Below are 18,637 nucleotides of genomic sequence, written 5' to 3'. Positions count from 1 at the left end.
TTATGGTTGATCTTGGAATTCCCGCAGCACCACCACCTACTTTGGCGCCACGGCGCAAAAGTCGGCAATTAAAAGTAGGTTCAGTTTTAGTTGGTGGGGATGCACCAGTTTCAGTGCAATCTATGTGCACGACATTAACTGCAGATGTTGACTCCACCTTGCAACAGATCGCAGAGTTAACCGCCTCTGGTTGTCAGATTGTTCGGGTGGCAGTTCCATCCCAGGATGATGCTGACGCACTTGCTGCAATTGCTAAAAAATCACAGATTCCGGTAATTGCCGATATTCATTTTCAACCAAAGTATATTTTTGCAGCAATTGATGCTGGATGCGCTGCAGTGCGGGTAAATCCTGGAAATATTAAGCAATTTGATGACAAGGTTAAAGAGGTAGCAAAAGCTGCAGGAGATGCCAGAATTCCAATTCGAATTGGTGTTAATGCAGGCTCCCTTGATCCAAGGTTGCTCGCAAAGTACGGCAAGGCAACACCTGAGGCGTTAGCAGAGTCCGCATTGTGGGAGGCATCATTATTTGAGGAGCATGGTTTTTCTGATATAAAGATTTCCGTAAAACATCATGATCCAGTAACAATGGTGAAGGCGTATCGGATATTGGCAGCAAAATGTGATTATCCATTACATCTTGGTGTTACTGAAGCTGGACCGCTATTTCAAGGCACAATCAAATCTGCAACTGCTTTTGGCATATTACTTGCTGAAGGAATTGGCGACACTATTCGTGTTTCACTCTCCGCCCCACCAGTTGAAGAGGTCAAGGTGGGAATTTCTATTTTAGAATCTTTAAATCTACGACAACGAAAGCTTGAGATTGTCTCTTGCCCATCATGTGGCAGAGCCCAAGTTGATGTCTATACCTTGGCAGAAAAAGTGCAGGCAGGATTACAAGGAATGACTGTGCCTCTTCGCGTTGCAGTTATGGGTTGTGTTGTTAATGGACCAGGTGAGGCAAGAGAAGCAGATCTTGGTGTGGCATCTGGAAATGGAAAGGGTCAGATATTTGTAAAGGGTGAGGTAATTAAAACTGTGCCAGAGGCACAGATTGTTGAGACGCTGATTGAAGAGGCGATGCGTCTTGCAGAAGAAATGGAGGCCGCTGGAGTGGCATCAGGTGAGCCAACTGTTGCAGTTCAATAGATAGGCTTTACCTATGTTAAGGATGTCCACCTTATTATTACGCACTTTGCGTGATGATCCAGCTGATGCTGAGGTTGCATCCCACCGATTGTTAGTTAGAGCAGGTTTTGTCAGAAGAGTTGCTGCCGGAATTTACTCTTGGTTGCCACTTGGATATCGCACCTATCGCAAGATTGAAAATGTTGTTCGCCAAGAGATGGATAAAGCAGGCTTTCAAGAGGTGCACTTTCCAGCATTACTGCCAAAAGAGCCTTATGAAGCAACAAATCGTTGGGCGGAGTACGGACCAGATTTGTTTAGATTACAAGATCGCAAAGGCAATGATTACTTGCTAGGGCCAACACATGAAGAGATGTTTACCTTAATGGTCAAAGGTGAGTTTTCTTCCTACAAAGATCTGCCCTTGTCTATTTATCAAATTCAAACTAAGTACCGAGATGAACCACGACCACGTTCTGGAATTATCAGAGGACGTGAGTTTGTAATGAAAGATTCATATAGCTTTGATGTTGATGATGCCGGACTTGAAATTTCCTACCAAAAACATCGCCAAGCTTATATAAATACTTTTGATCGCTTAGGACTTAAATACAACATTGTTTCAGCGATGAGCGGTGCGATGGGGGGATCAAAATCAGAGGAGTTTTTAGCACCTTGCCCAACTGGTGAAGATACTTATGTTTTGTGCAAGAAGTGTGGGTATGCCGCAAATGTGGAGGCGATGGTTACTAAGGTAGCGCCGTACAAAGGTGAAAAGGTTGGCGCAATTGAAGTTCTAGATACACCAAATACCCCAACCATTGATTCTTTGGTTGCAGTATTTAATAACAAATTTGGCGCAAAAATAACGGCAAGCGATACTTTGAAAAATGTTTTGTTGATGGCAGATGAAAAACCAATTGCAGTATTAGTTCCAGGAGATCGTGAGGTTGACCTAAAACGTCTGGCTGCAAATCTGGCTGGTGTGAAAGACCTACGGTTATTTGAAGATGCTGATTTTGCCAAGAATCCAAAGTTGGTTAAAGGTTATGTTGGTCCACAAGATGCAAAAGCATTGGGGTTAAGACTTTATGCAGATCCGAGAGTAAGTGAAGGATCGGTTTGGATTACCGGTGCGAATGCAAAGGACAAGCACGCTAAAAACGTGACTTGTGGCAGAGATTTTATAATTGATCAATATGTTGAGTCAGCTGAAGTTAGGGCTGGAGATAATTGTCCTAAATGTGAATCAGCAGTAATCATTGATCGAGCAATAGAGATCGGCCATATTTTTCAATTGGGAAGAAAGTATGCACAATCATTAGGGCTTACAGTTTTGGATAAAGAGGGAAAACCAGTGGTAGTAACTATGGGCTCTTATGGAATTGGTGTTTCCAGGGCGGTAGCTGCAATTGCTGAGCAAACGCATGATGAGATTGGATTGAATTGGCCAGCTGAGGTTGCACCAGCTGATGTTCATATTGTTGCAACTGGTAAAGAGGATCAACCATTTGATGTGGCTGAGCAAATTGCGAAAGATCTAGAGGCAAAAGGTCTTGAAGTATTACTGGATGATCGCCGGGAGGCATCTGCGGGGGTGAAGTTTAAAGATGCAGAATTAATTGGGATACAGAAGATAATTATTGTAGGTAAAGCATTGGCGGATGGCAAAGTTGAGATTAGAGATCGCAAATCTTCAGCTAAGCAAGAAGTAGCGGTTACTGATGTTGTCAAAACATTAGTGAAGTAAATATGAGTATTGAGATTGCTATTTTCTTAGCGATCGCATCAGGTTTTGCAGGTTTTGTAGATGCTATGGCAGGTGGTGGCGGATTAATTCAACTTCCAGCATTACTAGTTGGCTTGCCTAATAAAGATCTACCGTTAATTCTTGGAACCAATAAAGTTCCATCAATTTTCGGCACGGCAGCAGCTGCCAGAAACTACTTTAAAAATATTAAGCCAGATATTCCATTAACCCTGACCATGATGGTGCCAGCCTTTGCTGGTTCAATGGCAGGAGCAGGCCTTGCGGCAACTATTCCCAAAGAGTTTTTCAAGCCATTTATTGTTTTCTTGCTTGTAGGGGTGGCGATTTATACCTGGCGTAAACCTGATCTGGGTATGAATGAAAATCTGAAATATACAAATAGAAAAAGATTAGTAATTGTTGCTGTCATCGGTTTATTGATTGGATTTTATGATGGCATTTTTGGTCCAGGAACTGGCACATTTTTGGTATTTTTCCTAGTTTCAGCAATTGGGTTTGCTTTCTTAAAAGCATCTGCAACAGCTAAGTTAGTAAATATTGCAACCAATGCTGGGGCAATATTGAGTTTTCAATTAACTGGCCATATCTGGTGGCAATTGGGCTTGCTGCTTGCATTTGCAAATGTGACTGGTGCAATTATTGGCTCTCGGCTTGCAATTAAAGGTGGCTCACCTTTAGTACGAAAAGTCTTTCTTGCAGTCACATTTCTTTTAATCACTCGCGTTGCTTGGGATACCTTTATAAGTTAAACTTGCCCCTACAACTTAATATCGAAGAAGGAAAAAATGGGAAAGAAGGAAGAGATAGCTGCGGTGATTACTCCCGCACTAGAGGCTCTAGGTTTTTACCTAGAGGACATAAATATAACCAGCGCTGGAAAGCGCAGCATGCTTACAGTAATTGTTGATGGTGATGTTCATTTATCACTTGATCAGGTAACTGCGGCTACCAAAGCAATAAGTGAAATTGTTGAAAATATTCAAAGTTTAGGTCAAACACCCTTTACATTAGAGGTCACCTCACCTGGAATTGATCGCCCCTTAAGTAAACCAAGACATTGGCACAAAAACATTGATCGGTTAGTTAAGGTAGTTTTATTAGATGGAAATGTAATCTTGGGGAGAATTAAGAATTCCAGTCAAGAGAGTGCACAAGTTGATGAAGCAGTTGTTAACTTCTCACAAATAAAGCGAGCAACTCTAGAGGTTGAGTTTAAGCAGGTGAAAAAGTGAGTGTTGATGTTGAAGCGTTAAAGATTCTTGCCCAAGAAAAGAAGTTACCGTTAGAGCGACTAATTAATGCCATTGAAAATGAGGTGGCAAAGGCTTATGCCGAACTGCCAACTGCAAAGCCACATGGGCGAGCGGTTTTAAATCGACAAACTGGTGAGTTAGTAATTTATGTACCACTGCTTGGTCCAGATGGTGATCGCATCGATACAGTTACTGATAATCCAGATGGTTTTGTAAAGCTTGCCGATAAAACTGCACGCAAAGTAATTAAAGAGAAGATGCGAGAGGCGAAGGATCTTGAGGTAGTAACTGAGTTTTCAGGCAGCGTGGGTGATGTTATTGGTGGTGTTGTGCAGCAAGGACGTGAGGCAGAACTTATCTATGTAAATCTGGGAAGAGTTGAAGGAAAGGTGCCACCTGCTGAGCAGGTAAAAGGTGAAGTGTTTAAACATGGTGATCGAATTAAATGTTTTGTAGTTGATGTTAAGCAGGGTGAAAAGGGACCTGAGGTAACACTTTCTCGGTCACACCCAGCATTTGTGAAGATGCTGTTTGCACTAGAGGTTCCAGAGATTAAAGATCGAGTGGTAGATATTGTGGGCATAGCTCGCGAGGCGGGTGCTAGAACAAAGTTATCGGTTAGAACTCACCGTGCTGGCGTAAGTGCCAAAGGTGCACTGATTGGTCCGCAAGGAAGTAGAGCCCAAAATGTGATGAATGAATTAAATGGCGAGAAGATTGACATCATTGATTTCTCTGATGATCCTGCAACCTATGTGGCAAATGCGTTAGCACCAGCAAAGGTGACATCAGTTGAAATTGTTGATTTGGCTTCTAAATCAGCCAAGGTAATTGTGCCGGATTACCAATTATCACTTGCGATCGGCAAAGATGGTCAAAATGCCAGACTTGCTGCCCGGCTTACCCAGTGGCGAATTGATATCCATCCAGATAATCCAGTAACTCAGATTAAGGCGGAAAAGGTAGAGGAAGTGGCAACTATTTCACCCATCGAAGGGGCTTAGGGTAGAGTTTGCGATGTTCAGTAAAAAGCCGAGACAACGCAGTTGTATAGCCTGTCGAAAGCTAGATATTAGGACAGCTTTAATTCGCACAGTTTTAATCGGCAATCAGTTGAAGGTCGATTTAAACCACCGAATGGGTGGCAGGGGAGCATGGCTTCATGCAACTTGTTACCAAGTGGCAACTGAGCGAGGATCTTTTAATCACACCTTTAAGTTTGAAGGTGAGATTAAGTATCAAGATTTGGCAGATTACTTAAAGAATTTAAGTAATAAATAAAGTATGGAGCGAGCGAGAATGACACTCTAATGAGCACTTCAAGATTATGAGTAGGTCTATTTAGGCTCGCGCGTAAATAACGCGGGGCCAGAAGAAGGAGCAGTGTGGCCAAGGTCCGCGTTTATGAGTTAGCTAAAGAGTTAGGGCTTGAAAGTAAAGAGCTGCTAGCCAAGCTACAAGAGGTTGGCGAATTTGTTCGCTCAGCATCATCAACTGTTGAAGCACCTGTAGTGCGCAAGTTGATGGATAAGTTTCCAGATTTAGTGCCGGCTGAAACTGCGCCCAAAGCTAAGAAAGCACCAGCCAAAAAAGTTGCTGCCAAGAAAACTGTGAAGGTGGAAGATTTACCACCTGAGTTACAAAAAATGGTTGAGGATGCCACACCAGTTGCTCGTCCTGCCACGCCACCTGTTTCTCGTCCAACCAATAATCCATTTTCATCAACACCATCAACACCTACTGCTATGCCAAGACCGCCAAGAGCTGGAAATAATCCATTTAGTACTGGTGGCGCAGGGCCACGACCACCTGCCCGACCAATTCGTCCAGGAGAGGCTGGAAGAACTCCCGGAAAATTACAACCAGGACAACGGCCACCAATGTCAGGTGCTCGTCCAGGCTCAGTGCGTCCAGGATTTGCAGCACGTCCACCATCAAATAATCCAAGACCAAACTCTGGTGCACCATCATCTACTCGTCCTGGTTCATCATCATCGCCATATCGCACACCATCATCATCTCCATCTGGCGCACCATTTGGTGGCAAAGGTGGCGGCCGGCCACCACAAAGAGGTGGCGCAGCTGGTGCATTTGGTAAAGGTGGCAAGGGTAAAAATAAAAATCGTGGACAAAAGAGTAAAAAAGAAAGACGTGAAGATTTTGAAAATTTACCAGCACCGCAATTAGGTGGCGCGGTAGTTCCACGTGGTGACGGCAAGACGGTAGTGCGCATGCGCCGTGGCGCCACTTTGATGGATTTTGCCGAGAAGATTGCAGCAGATCCAGCAGCATTAGTATCAGCGCTATTTCATTTAGGTGAGATGGTAACTGCAACTCAATCAGTTGATGAAGATACCTTCACATTATTGGGCGCAGAGCTGGGATTTATTATTCAAATTGTCAGCCCAGAGGATGAGGATCGTGAGTTACTAGAGGAGTTTGATATCAATCTTGAGCAAGAGCTCTCTGAGATTGATCCTGAAGATTTAGTGGTGCGCTCGCCAATCGTTACCGTAATGGGACATGTTGATCATGGTAAGACTAGATTGCTTGATGCAATTCGCTCAACTGAGGTTGTTAAATCTGAGGCTGGTGGAATTACTCAACATATTGGCGCCTATCAGATTCACCATGATCACAACGGCGCAAATCGAGCCATTACCTTTATTGATACTCCAGGTCATGAGGCTTTCACCGCAATGAGAGCCCGTGGAGCGAAGGTGACTGATATTGCAGTTCTGGTGGTGGCAGCAGATGATGGCGTTATGCCACAAACAATTGAAGCGTTGAATCACGCTCAAGCTGCTGATGTACCAATTGTGGTGGCGGTAAATAAGATTGATAAAGAGGGTGCTAATCCAGACAAGATTCGTCAACAATTAACTGAGTACAACTTAATTGCTGAAGAGTATGGTGGCCAAACAATGTTTGTTAATGTCTCGGCTCTTTCGGGCAAGGGCATAGATGACTTAATTGATGCAATTTTATTAACTGCAGATGCGGTGATAGATCTACGGGCTGTTGCAGATGGAATTGCCCGAGGTGTAGCAATTGAAGCTAATTTAGATAAGGGAAGGGGCCCAGTTGCAACAGTTCTAGTGCAACGTGGCACCTTACGTGTGGGAGATGCAATTGTTGCTGGTGGTTCATACGGTCGTGTTCGTGCGATGCTTGATGAGCATGGTGAAACACTTGAGTTTGCTGGTCCTTCTCGGCCGGTACAGGTACTTGGCTTTACATCAGTACCAGGAGCGGGTGATTCATTTATTGTTGCTGAAGATGATCGCACCTCTCGCCAAATTGCTGAAAAGCGGCAACTGGCATCACGTAACGCATCCTTGGCGAAAGCACGTAAGAAGGTCTCACTTGAGGATTTCATGGAGCAGTCAAAGGTAACTACTTTGAATCTGATATTAAAAGGAGATGTCTCTGGTTCGGTGGAGGCGTTAGAGGATGCATTGGTGCAACTAGATGTTGGTACCGAGGTTGATTTAAGAGTTATTCACCGTGGTGTTGGTGCCATTACTAAGAATGATGTCACCTTGGCATCAGCTTCTACTGCGGTAATTATTGGATTTAACGTAAAGCCAGAGCCACAGACTGCAATCTTTGCTGAACATGAGGGTGTGGAGGTTAGGTTTTACACCGTTATTTACAAAGCGATTGAAGAGATTGAAGCCTCCCTTAAGGGTCTGCTCAAACCAGAGTTTGAAGAGGCGGTCCTTGGTAATGCTGAGGTTAGAGATATCTTTAAATCAAGCAAGTTTGGAAACATTGCAGGCTGTATGGTCTCTGATGGAAATATTCGACGAAATGCCAAGGTTCGAACGATGCGGGCTGGGGTGGTAATAGGTGAAAACTTAAGCATCGAATCACTTCGCAGATTTAAAGATGATGCCACTGAGGTTCGTGAAGGATTTGAATGTGGTATTGGACTTGGATCATTTAAGGATCTACAAGTTGGCGATGTAATTCAAGCCTATGAGATCCGTGAGAAAAAGCGGGCTTAATAATGCCAAGTAAGCGTCCATTACAGGTTGCAGATCGGATTAAAGAGATAATTGCTAACGCGCTGGAATCGAGAGTAAAAGATCCCAGGTTAGGTTTTGTCACTGTTACAGATGTCAGAGTTACAGGTGATCTACAACAAGCTTCAATTTTCTATACTGTATTAGGTGATACCGCTGCCCATGAAGCATCAGCTGCTGCCTTAAGTAGTGCAAAGGGAATGCTTAGATCAGAGGTTGGTAGATCTTTAGGTCTTCGAGTTACTCCATCTTTGGAGTTCTATTTAGATGGCATGGCTGATTCTGCCTCTGCAATGAATGATTTGATTGAACAGATGCATAAATCAGATGCAGAGCTTGAGAAATTAAGAGCAGGCTCTAAACCTGTTGCTGAAGATCCATATAAAAAACATAATTAAAAGGTGAATTAATGGATGGCTTTTTATTAATTGATAAAGCCGGTGGAGTAACCAGCCATGATGTGGTGGCGATGGCGAGAAAAAAGCTTGATACAAAAAAAGTAGGCCATGCTGGCACCTTAGATCCGATGGCCACTGGGGTCCTAGTTTTAGGTGTTGGGATCGCAACCCGATTACTTACCTACATCACTGATGGCAAAAAAGCTTATGAAGCAACAATATCTCTTGGTAAATCAACTCATACTGATGATAAAGATGGTGATCTGATAGCTACCGCTGAAGTTGAAGATTTATCAAAGATTAGTGAGGCGCAAATATATGCTCAGATCGCCAAATTCGTTGGTCAGATAAAGCAGCGGCCAAGTTCAGTTTCGGCAATAAAAATTGATGGCAAATCTGCGCACGCCAGAGTAAGAGCGGGTGAGAGTGTTGATATCCCTGCGCGGGATATAACAATTTATGAGATAAACTTAAGTGAAATTCGAAATCTTAAAACAGCAATTGAGATAGATATCGAAGTTATTTGCTCTGCTGGCACCTATATCCGTGCAATCGCTCGAGATTTAGGGGAGATACTAAAAGTTGGTGGACATTTAACCGCGCTTCGCCGCACATTAGTGGCACCATTTACTTTAGATCAATGTAGCGCAATCACAAAAGCAGAGTTAATTCCCATCTCTACACTGGTTGAGAAAATATTTCCGATCCGAAAAGTTGATCTGGCCCAAGCTCGTGAAATTTCATTTGGCAGGACAATCGAGCAAAACTCACAATCTGGACCAGTAGCAGCACTTGATAATCAAGATAATTTCATTGCATTGTTAGAAAATAAATTGCAGGGAGCACAGATGGTTGCAGCCCCGATTGTGGTCAAGGGAGCGGAACAATGATGATTTGTGAAATAATAAGCAAATGAAGAAAGTGGTTGCAATTGGCATATTTGATGGTGTGCATGCTGGGCATCAGCAAATAATCTCTACTGCAAAACATCAAGGTGAAGTAACTGTTATTACCTTTGATCCACATCCAACCTCAGTATTTGCACCAGAACGCACACCAACTCAACTATTACCACTTGCTGATCGAATTAAATTTTTAAAGCAGGCGGGGGCAAAAAATGTTGAGGTGATTAGTTTTACAAAGGAATTTTCGCAACTTACCCCCGATCAATTTATCGAAGATATCTTGGTGGGAAGATTTGCAGCCGAACATGTAGTAATTGGTGAAAATTTTAACTTTGGATACAAAGGGGAGGGAACTCCAAAATACTTGTCTGAGGTAGGCCCTAAGTATGGTTTTGGGGTATCGATTGTTAAATTACAGGAGGATCGGGGTTCTTCAATTTCATCCTCACGAATTAGAAATTTAGTTATCGATGGTGAGATTGAACGCGCAAATGAGTTATTGACTAGAAGCTTTTATTTGGTTGGGCCAGTTATTCATGGCGAAAAGCGTGGCAGAGAGATTGGTTATCCAACTGCAAATATTGGCTTGGCACCTCTTGCCACAATTCCAGCAGATGGTGTCTACGCTGGTTGGTTAAGTGTGGGAGATAGCAAATGGCCAGCAGCAATTTCAATTGGAACTAATCCAACATTTCCTGGTGTAAGAGGTCGGCAGGTTGAGGCGTATGCAATTGATCAAGTTGGATTGGAGTTATACGATCAAGTGGGGATGATCGAGTTTGGATATCGCCTGCGAGATACTTTAAAATTTGATGATCTAGCATCATTACTTGCACAAATGAAAAAAGATTGTGATCAAGCACGGGAATTAACCCGTAAATAACGCCTGTTTTTCACTCGATTTTAATTATCCACACCTGCGCTGGTAATCTTTACCCACTAAAGCGAGAAAGTGCGCCTTCGTGAATTACACCGAGGCCATCGTGACAGACAGAAGGAGTAATACAAATGGCATTAACGCCAGAGGTAACTAAGGAAATAGTAAAAAAGTATGGCTCATCTGATACTGACACAGGTAGCCCAGAGGCACAGGTAGCACTTTTATCAAAACGTATTGATGAGATAACTGAGCATTTGCAGACAAACAAAAATGATCATCACAACCGTAGAGGTTTGTTATTGATGGTTGGTAAGCGTCGTCGGATTTTGCAGTACCTCGCCAAGACAGATATTGAGCGCTATAGAGCGATTATCGAAAAGCTCGATCTTCGCCGTTAAATAACAATCAGCAAAAAACTTTATCACTAAGAGTTTTGGTCCTCGGTAGTGGTTGCCGAAAAATGATTTTCCGGCAACTTCGATCGAAGATCCATTCTCTAGATATAAAGTGTTGAGAAATGGAGATGACCCATGGAGGGTCAAGATGTGCAATCAGCCGTTGCCAAAATAGACAACGGTAAATTCGGAAAGCGGGAGATCCGCTTTGAAACTGGCCGATTAGCCAGACAAGCAGCGGGCACCGCCGTTGTTTACTTAGATGATGACAGCATGTTGCTATCTGCAACTACTGCATCAAAAAATCCGAAGGATCAATTTGATTTCTTCCCATTGACAGTAGATGTGGAAGAGCGAATGTATGCTGCTGGAAAAATTCCAGGATCATTTTTCCGCAGAGAGGGTCGTCCTTCCGAGGATGCAATCCTTACCTGCCGATTAATTGATCGCCCATTACGCCCATCCTTTGTTAAGGGATTGCGCAATGAGATTCAAATCGTAGTAACTGTTATGGCATTAAACCCAGATCATATGTATGACGTGATTGCAATTAACGCTGCATCAATGTCAACACAATTAGCTGGCTTGCCATTCTCAGGACCAATTGGTGGTGTGCGTGTTGCACTTATCGAAGGTCAATGGGTTGCATTCCCAAATCACTCTGATTTAGAAAAAGCAGTCTTTGACATGGTAGTTGCTGGCCGAATCTCTGATGGTGATGTCGCCATCATGATGGTTGAGGCTGAGGCAACATCTAAAACAATTGATCTAATCAAGGGTGGTGCAACTGTGCCAACTGAAGAGATTGTTGGTCAGGGACTTGAGGCAGCAAAGCCATTTATTCGCACGCTATGTGAGGCACAACTTGCATTGGCAAAATTAGCGGCAAAGCCAACTGGAGAGTTTCCAGTGTTTCTTGATTACCAAGAGGATATCTATGCAGTTGTTGAAAAAGCTGCCAAGGATGATCTCGCAAAAGCATTAACCATTGCAGGTAAGCAAGATCGTGAGACCAAGCTAGATGAGATCAATAAGAGTGTGGCCGAGAAAATTACCGCTGATTTTCCAGAGCGCACCAAGGAGATTTCAGCAGCACTTAGATCTGTTACTAAGAAATTAGTACGCCAGCGAGTGTTGCGGGACAAAATCCGTATTGATGGTCGGGGATTGCGTGATATCCGAGCATTAACTGCCGAGGTTGAGGTAATTCCTCGTGTCCACGGTTCAGCAATATTTGAAAGAGGTGAGACTCAGATTCTGGGTGTTACTACCTTGAATATGCTTAAGATGGAGCAGCAACTAGACACGCTCTCACCTGAAGATCACAAGCGTTATATGCACAATTACAACTTCCCACCATATTCTGTTGGTGAGACTGGCAGAGTTGGATCTCCTAAGCGACGAGAAATTGGGCATGGTGCACTCGCAGAGCGCGCTCTAGTTCCAGTTCTACCAACTCGCGAAGAGTTTCCATATGCGATTCGCCAAGTTTCAGAGGCCCTTGGATCAAATGGATCAACATCCATGGGATCAGTTTGTGCCTCCACCATGTCACTACTAAATGCAGGTGTGCCACTTAAGGCAGCTGTTGCTGGTATTGCTATGGGACTTATCTCAGATGATCTTGATGGAAAAACTGAGTATGTAGCATTGACCGATATTTTGGGCGCAGAGGATGCTTTTGGTGATATGGACTTTAAAGTTGCGGGCACAAAAGAGTTTGTTACCGCACTTCAATTAGACACCAAACTAGATGGAATTCCAGCTTCAGTACTTTCAGCAGCATTGCTGCAAGCAAAAGAAGCACGGCTTGCCATTCTTGATGTAATGAATCAAGCAATCTCCTCACCTGATGAAATGTCATTACTTGCACCACGAATTATTTCAATCAAGGTGCCGGTAGACATGATTGGCGCTGTTATCGGGCCTAAGGGCAAGATGATTAACCAAATTCAAGATGAGACTGGCGCAGATATAACCATTGAAGATGATGGAACTATCTATATCGGAGCAGTTGAAGGTTCAGCAGCAGAGGCTGCGAAAGCACAAATTAATGCGATTGCAAATCCAGTACAACTCTCCGTTGGCGACAAGTTCAATGGATCAGTTGTAAAGCTTGCAGCATTTGGTGCCTTCGTAAACCTTGCTCCTGGTAAAGATGGTTTGCTACACATCTCGCAAATTCGCAAGATGCATGGTGGCAAGCGCATTGAAAACCTTGAAGATGTTATGAAAGTGGGAGATAAGATAGAGGTAGTAATTAATGAGATTGACCCTAAGGGTAAGTACTCATTAGTTCCGGCAAATCTTCCAGATGAGGCAAAAGCCTAGATTTAATCAAAATCTAATCATTCCCGCGCTTAATACCCTTAAGCTGCGGGAGTTTTTTATCTTTGTGCTTTAGAAGATTGGTCAAACTACTTAAATTACCTGCCAAACGCACTCATTATCTCCTACCCTTACGGTAGTGAGATAATTACGGTCAATGAGAACTTTTGAAAGGCTTAGCTAATGAAAGTGGCAGTACTTGGTGCAAAGGGCAGAATGGGAATGGAATCTGTTGCTGCAATCAATTCTGCATCTGACTTAACACTTACTGCATCCCTTGATATAGGTGATCCTTTAGAGCAATTAACTAAATCTGGCACCGAGGTTATGGTTGATTTTACAACTCCAGATGCGGTGATGAAAAACCTAGAGTTTGCGATTAGTAATGGAATTCATGTAGTGGTTGGAACTACTGGATTTAATGATGCCAAGCTTTCTAATCTGAAAGATTTGTTAAGCAAGCATCCAAAGGTTGGGGCTTTAATTGCACCAAATTTTGGGTTGGGCGCAGTTTTGATGATGCAATTCTCACAGACCGCGGCAAAGTACTTTGAAAGCGCCGAAATAATTGAGTTACATCATGCAAATAAAGTGGACGCACCATCTGGCACTGCAATTAGAACAGCACAGATGATTACCGATGCCCGTAAGCAAAGCAAGAAGGGTGCGATGCCTGATGCTACGAAGAGTGAGTTATCGGGTGCCAGGGGAACAAAGGTTGGTGATGTTCCAGTTCACTCAGTCAGATCTCATGGTTATGTCGCTCACCAAGAGGTTATTTTTGGAGATGCCGGTGAGACGCTTACCATTAGGCACGATTCAATTAATCGCGCAGGATTTATGCCAGGAGTTTTAATTGGAATTAGGAATGTCGCAAAATATCCAGGACTAACAGTTGGTCTTGAGAATTACATGGAGGATATGAAATGAGTGAAATAACAATGTATGGCGCTGAATGGTGCGGAGATTGCCGAAGATCAAAGAGATTTTTAGATGCAAATAATGTCAAATATAACTATATTGATGTCGAAGCAGATGCATCTGCTTCAGATAAAGTTATTCAAATAAATGGCGGAATGCGTTCAATTCCAGTGATACTTTTTTCTGATGGCACACACCTTACTGAGCCATCTGATGCCGCTTTGAAAGACAAACTAGAGGCGCTAAAAGTTCTTTAAAACCAGTTATAAATTGCAGCAGAGGTTATTGCTGCAGATATCACCACAACTGGAAATGAAGCCTTAAACCTTAAAGCAATTAAAGCTACTGCCACACCCGCTGCCCGCTGATCAATAACAAGCTCTTTTTTAGTGGCGAATGTCTGCACTGCTACCAATGCGCTAAGTAAGACTATGGGAACTAAGGCATTAATTTTTATAATTCTTGGCTTATTTAACCACCGCTCTGGCACGCTGTGGCCAATATATTTATTTAAAAATGCAGTGATGCTTGCTCCAATTACTGCAATCCAAATGGCGCTCATCTTTTTAGCCCAAAAATTACCGCCAATATTACGGTGGTAATTATAGGTACACCTGCTGGTGAAATTGGCGTCAAGGCCAAAGCCCATGCAATCGCAGCAGCTGAAACAATAAAATGAGTTTTATTTTTAAGTCTTGGCCAAATCAATCCACAAAACGCAGCTGGAACTGCAGCATCTAATCCCCAAACAGCTGGGTCACCAATTGCGCTGGCTCCTAATGCACCAAGGAAGGTAAATAAATTCCAAAAAACATAAACTCCCACACCGGTGATGTAAAAACCTCGCCGTCGATCTGAGTCATTTTCTTGCAAAGTTGCCACTGCGGTTGACTCATCAATTGTGATTTGTGCCGCAAGAATTCTTTTGATGCCAGAAACTTTTAGGACTGGCGCCATTTGTAAACCATAAAGTGCGTTTCTAAATCCAAGCAAAGTTGCGGTAGCAATTGCGCTTATTGCTGCTCCACCTGCACCCATAATTCCCACCACGGCAAATTGCGATGCACCGGAGAAAAGCAGGATTGAAAGTAGACAGGTTTGCAGGATTGAAAAACCGGCGGTCACACCAGCAGCTCCGAAAGCGGCGCCGTAAAGACCTACGGTAAAAGCAACACTCAGGGCGGTTCGGTCTATAGGATTTGTCTTCGGATTAATTGACACGCCGACACTTTAATCCAGCCAATCACCAATTACCAAAGATAGGGTCGCAACCATGAGTGATGAGATCGTATTTAGAGAGGATATGTCGGTTGAGCTGGTTAAATCCAGTGCAAGTGATGCAGATGTAATTTGGGCAGCCAGAGTTTCAACTGCAGGTGATAAATCCTTAGAAGATGTTGGCGTTGATGCATCAAAATCTGAGGGACTTATAAATTATTTAGCTAGGGAACGACATGGTTCTCCATTTGAGCACACCTCAATGACATTTTTTATTTCTGCGCCAATCTTTGTATTTAGAGAGTTCATGCGCCATCGCATCGCTTCCTACAATGAAGAGAGTGGTCGCTATCGAGAGTTGAAGCCAGTTTTTTACATACCGAGTAAGGATCGTAAATTAGTGCAAATCGGAAAAGCTGGTTCATATACTTTTGTTGAAGGCACACCAGAGCAGTATGAGATTACTGTTGCTGCAATCAAAGAAACTTGCAAATTGGCTTATGCAAATTACCAAAAAATGCTGACCGCAGGAGTTGCTCGCGAGGTTGCCAGAGCAGTGCTACCCGTTACTTTGTACTCATCTATGTATGTAACTATGAATGCCAGAGCGCTGATGAATTTTCTTTCACTTAGGACAGCTAGAGAAGGTTCACATTTTCCTTCCTATCCACAACGAGAGATTGAGATGGTTGCAGAGAAAATGGAAGCACATTTTGCCAAATTAATGCCGATTACCTACGGAGCATTTGAAAAATCTGGCCGCATAGCCCCATAAATAAGCGGTAGCCTTACACCATGCAAATCAAACCACCATTTGGCAGGTTAATTACCGCTATGGTCACACCTTTTAATAAATCAGGTGAGATTGATTGGGCTGGGATAGAGAAAATTGCTTCACATTTAGTTGCAACAGGTCATGATGGGATTGCAGTAAATGGCACAACTGGTGAAGCACCAACTACATCAGATGATGAAAAAGACCAGATTATAAAGACGGTTAGAAAAGTAGTTGGCGATAAAATAAAAATTATTGCTGGCGCTGGGAACAATGAAACCTCACACTCTGTGGAGCAGGCAAAGCGGGCTGCAAAAGCTGGCGCCGATGGTTTATTAGTAGTGACTCCCTATTACAACAAACCACCACAGGCAGGTATTGAGGCACATTTTAGAGCGATGGCAGATGCAACAGATTTACCAGTGATGATCTATGACATTCCCGGTCGAACTGGAATAGAGATTGAATCAGATACGATCGTAAGACTGGCGGAGCACAAAAATATTGCAGCGTTAAAAGATGCCAAGGGCAACCCAGCAGCAACCTCTTGGGTTATCAAGAGATCTTCAATTCCGGTTTATTCAGGTGATGACATATTAAATCTGCCACTGCTATCTGTTGGCGCTGTTGGTTTTGTCTCAGTTTGCGGACATACTGTTGGAGCCCAACTGCGAGTTATGCTCGATGCTTGGTTCTCTGGTGATGCAAATAAAGCACTTGAGGTCCACCAACAATTGTTGCCGGTATTTACTGGAACATTTAGAACCCAAGGAGCAATTCTTACTAAAGCTGCATTAAATTTGATGGGTCTACCAGGAGGATTTACTAGATTGCCATTAGTTGATGCAACCGATGCCCAAATTTCCCAGCTAAAAATTGATCTACAAGCTGGCGGTGTTAAATTAAAGTAAATAGATGAACCATCCCCATCCTGGCCTGCCATACCCCGCAAAGTTAGCTAAAAAAACTCTTCGCATAGTTGCACTTGGCGGCTTGGGCGAAATTGGCCGCAATATGACCGTCTTTGAGTATGAAGGTCGCTTACTTATTGTTGATTGTGGTGTCCTCTTTCCCGGTGATGATCAGCCAGGTATTGATTTAATATTGCCAGATTTTTCCTATCTTACAGACCGCATGGATGATATCGAAGCAATCTTTTTAACCCATGGACATGAGGATCATATTGGCGCAGTACCTTATTTGCTCCGCGAGCGAAGTGATATTCGTATTATTGGATCACAACTTACCCTTGCATTTGTTGCGCCAAAACTAAAAGAGCGCAGAATGACCGCGCCAATGACACAGGTCAAAGCTGGGCAGATTGAAAAGGTTGGACCATTTACCCTTGAATTTGTAACAGTAAATCACTCAATACCAGATTCATTAGCGGTTGCAATTAAAACACCTGCTGGAGTTGTATTACATACTGGTGATTTCAAGATGGATAAGATGCCATTAGATGGCAAGGTCACTGATCTAGAGACATTTTCCAGATTAGGTAAAGAGGGTGTTGATTTATTTCTAGTTGATTCTACAAACGCTGATATTCCTGGACTTACTGTCGCAGAAAAGGATATTTATCCAGCACTTAAAGAGGCGATTGCAAAAACTCCTAGGCGGGTAGTGGTGACATCTTTTGCATCTCATGTACACCGAATTCAACAGGTCTTGACCGCTGCAAATGAGGCTAATCGCAAGGTGGCATATGTTGGCAGGTCAATGATTCGCAATATGAAGTTGGCGGAAGATCTTGGATATTTGAAGGTGCCAAATGGTTTGGTGGTTGACTACAAGGATATTGATACCTTTGGCGACAAGATTGTTTTAATCTGTACTGGCTCTCAAGGTGAGCCACTTGCTGCCTTATCTAGAATTGCAAATGGTGACCACGAAATACAAGTTGGTAAAGGTGACACAGTCGTACTGGCTTCATCACTAATTCCAGGCAATGAAAAATCTGTTTATCGAGTAATAAATGAGCTAACTAGATTTGGCGCCCATGTAGTACATAAAGGAAATGCCATGGTGCATGTTTCAGGACATGCCTCGGCTGGTGAGTTACTGCACTGCTATGAGATTGTTAAACCTAAGAACGTATTACCAGTTCATGGCGAGTGGCGTCATATGAGAGCAAATGCTGATCTGGCAATTAAGTCAGGAGTATCAGAGCACAATGTAGTAATTGCAGAAAATGGCATAACTATTGATGTCGCCAATGGGCATGCAGATATTTCTGGATCAATTCCTTGCGGATATGTGTATGTTGATGGTCAAAGTGTTGGTGAGATAACAGAAAGTTCATTAAAAGATAGAAGGATCCTAGGTGATGAAGGGTTTATCTCAGTTGTGGTAGTGATTGATTCCCAAAGTGGCAAGATAGTTGCAGGCCCTGATATTCACGCTAGAGGGTTTACCGAGGATCAAACATTATTTGATGATGTTAAAGGTGATATTGAAAAAGCATTAAGTAAGGCGGTTGCTGGCGGATTTAATGGCACCCATCAGCTTTCACAAGTTGTAAGACGCACCATTGGCAGTTGGGTAGGGGAAGAGCATCGACGAAAGCCGATGATTATTCCGTTGGTGATTGAGGTTTAGTAATCCCATTTTGATTAAGTTTTTTACTTAAAGT

The 18,637-nt window shown here is 43.1% G+C and carries 19 protein-coding genes; 17 read left to right on the top strand and 2 right to left on the bottom strand.

Features of this window, described 5'->3' with window-relative positions:
- Positions 1-2: 2 nt before the first annotated feature.
- The 14 genes from ispG to B1s21160_RS04265 all read left to right on the top strand — a co-directional run bounded on the left by ispG (position 3) and on the right by B1s21160_RS04265 (position 14,269).
- On the top strand, positions 3-1,154 hold the full coding sequence (gene ispG, locus B1s21160_RS04330; RefSeq protein WP_095672544.1) for a flavodoxin-dependent (E)-4-hydroxy-3-methylbut-2-enyl-diphosphate synthase: 1,152 nt from the start codon (positions 3-5) through the stop codon (positions 1,152-1,154).
- 13 nt (positions 1,155-1,167) lie between these two features.
- Positions 1,168-2,883 (top strand): proline--tRNA ligase, encoded by a 1,716-nt coding sequence (locus B1s21160_RS04325; RefSeq protein ID WP_095672543.1) that lies wholly within the window; start codon positions 1,168-1,170, stop codon positions 2,881-2,883.
- Between the two features lie 2 nt (positions 2,884-2,885).
- A complete protein-coding gene (locus tag B1s21160_RS04320; protein ID WP_095672542.1) occupies positions 2,886-3,653 on the top strand; it encodes a sulfite exporter TauE/SafE family protein in 768 nt (255 codons plus the stop codon).
- Between the two features lie 36 nt (positions 3,654-3,689).
- Positions 3,690-4,136, top strand: coding sequence for a ribosome maturation factor RimP (locus B1s21160_RS04315; protein ID WP_095672541.1), 447 nt, complete (start codon positions 3,690-3,692; stop codon positions 4,134-4,136).
- A complete protein-coding gene (nusA, locus tag B1s21160_RS04310) occupies positions 4,133-5,161 on the top strand; it encodes a transcription termination factor NusA (protein WP_095672540.1) in 1,029 nt (342 codons plus the stop codon). The genes B1s21160_RS04315 and nusA overlap by 4 nt, the downstream gene beginning before the upstream one ends.
- A 13-nt stretch (positions 5,162-5,174) precedes the next feature.
- The gene (locus tag B1s21160_RS04305) at positions 5,175-5,438 is read left to right on the top strand and encodes a YlxR family protein (protein WP_095672539.1); all 264 of its coding nucleotides are present in this window, start codon (positions 5,175-5,177) and stop codon (positions 5,436-5,438) included.
- 104 nt (positions 5,439-5,542) lie between these two features.
- Positions 5,543-8,167: a translation initiation factor IF-2 gene (gene infB / locus B1s21160_RS04300; protein WP_095672538.1), complete on the top strand. Its 2,625-nt coding sequence runs from the start codon at positions 5,543-5,545 to the stop codon at positions 8,165-8,167.
- A gap of 2 nt (positions 8,168-8,169) precedes the next feature.
- Positions 8,170-8,583 (top strand): 30S ribosome-binding factor RbfA, encoded by a 414-nt coding sequence (rbfA, locus tag B1s21160_RS04295; RefSeq protein ID WP_095672537.1) that lies wholly within the window; start codon positions 8,170-8,172, stop codon positions 8,581-8,583.
- Positions 8,584-8,594: 11 nt separating this feature from the next.
- On the top strand, positions 8,595-9,473 hold the full coding sequence (gene truB / locus B1s21160_RS04290; protein ID WP_095672536.1) for a tRNA pseudouridine(55) synthase TruB: 879 nt from the start codon (positions 8,595-8,597) through the stop codon (positions 9,471-9,473).
- A 22-nt stretch (positions 9,474-9,495) separates the two neighbouring features.
- Entirely contained in the window at positions 9,496-10,371 is an 876-nt protein-coding gene (locus B1s21160_RS04285) for a bifunctional riboflavin kinase/FAD synthetase (RefSeq protein ID WP_095672535.1), read from the top strand.
- Between the two features lie 125 nt (positions 10,372-10,496).
- On the top strand, positions 10,497-10,766 hold the full coding sequence (gene rpsO, locus B1s21160_RS04280; protein ID WP_095672534.1) for a 30S ribosomal protein S15: 270 nt from the start codon (positions 10,497-10,499) through the stop codon (positions 10,764-10,766).
- Positions 10,767-10,898: 132 nt separating this feature from the next.
- Positions 10,899-13,094 (top strand): polyribonucleotide nucleotidyltransferase, encoded by a 2,196-nt coding sequence (locus tag B1s21160_RS04275; protein WP_095672533.1) that lies wholly within the window; start codon positions 10,899-10,901, stop codon positions 13,092-13,094.
- A gap of 180 nt (positions 13,095-13,274) precedes the next feature.
- Positions 13,275-14,021, top strand: a complete 747-nt coding sequence (gene dapB, locus B1s21160_RS04270) for a 4-hydroxy-tetrahydrodipicolinate reductase (RefSeq protein ID WP_095672532.1) — start codon at positions 13,275-13,277, stop codon at positions 14,019-14,021.
- The gene (locus tag B1s21160_RS04265; protein WP_041887948.1) at positions 14,018-14,269 is read left to right on the top strand and encodes a glutaredoxin domain-containing protein; all 252 of its coding nucleotides are present in this window, start codon (positions 14,018-14,020) and stop codon (positions 14,267-14,269) included. The genes dapB and B1s21160_RS04265 overlap by 4 nt, the downstream gene beginning before the upstream one ends.
- On the opposite strand, the gene B1s21160_RS04260 is transcribed toward B1s21160_RS04265, so the two are convergent.
- Positions 14,266-14,574, bottom strand: coding sequence for an AzlD domain-containing protein (locus B1s21160_RS04260; protein WP_095672531.1), 309 nt, complete (start codon positions 14,572-14,574; stop codon positions 14,266-14,268). The genes B1s21160_RS04265 and B1s21160_RS04260 overlap by 4 nt on opposite strands.
- Positions 14,571-15,233 (bottom strand): AzlC family ABC transporter permease, encoded by a 663-nt coding sequence (locus B1s21160_RS04255; RefSeq protein ID WP_095672530.1) that lies wholly within the window; start codon positions 15,231-15,233, stop codon positions 14,571-14,573. The genes B1s21160_RS04260 and B1s21160_RS04255 overlap by 4 nt, the downstream gene beginning before the upstream one ends.
- 52 nt (positions 15,234-15,285) lie before the next feature.
- On the opposite strand from B1s21160_RS04255, the gene thyX reads away from it, so the two are divergent.
- Genes thyX through B1s21160_RS04240 form a run of 3 tightly spaced genes read left to right on the top strand, consistent with a single transcriptional unit; the run spans position 15,286 to position 18,603 of the window.
- Positions 15,286-16,005 (top strand): FAD-dependent thymidylate synthase, encoded by a 720-nt coding sequence (gene thyX, locus B1s21160_RS04250; protein ID WP_041887954.1) that lies wholly within the window; start codon positions 15,286-15,288, stop codon positions 16,003-16,005.
- A 20-nt stretch (positions 16,006-16,025) separates the two neighbouring features.
- On the top strand, positions 16,026-16,916 hold the full coding sequence (dapA, locus tag B1s21160_RS04245; protein WP_095672529.1) for a 4-hydroxy-tetrahydrodipicolinate synthase: 891 nt from the start codon (positions 16,026-16,028) through the stop codon (positions 16,914-16,916).
- A gap of 4 nt (positions 16,917-16,920) precedes the next feature.
- The gene (locus B1s21160_RS04240) at positions 16,921-18,603 is read left to right on the top strand and encodes a ribonuclease J (RefSeq protein WP_041887957.1); all 1,683 of its coding nucleotides are present in this window, start codon (positions 16,921-16,923) and stop codon (positions 18,601-18,603) included.
- Positions 18,604-18,637: the final 34 nt, after the last annotated feature.

Origin of the sequence: Candidatus Nanopelagicus hibericus, from assembly GCF_002288005.1 — a bacterium.
GTDB lineage: Bacteria > Actinomycetota > Actinomycetes > Nanopelagicales > Nanopelagicaceae > Nanopelagicus > Nanopelagicus hibericus.
Note: the sequence above shows the minus strand (reverse complement) of the source record. Positions and strands in the feature narration are given on the sequence as shown.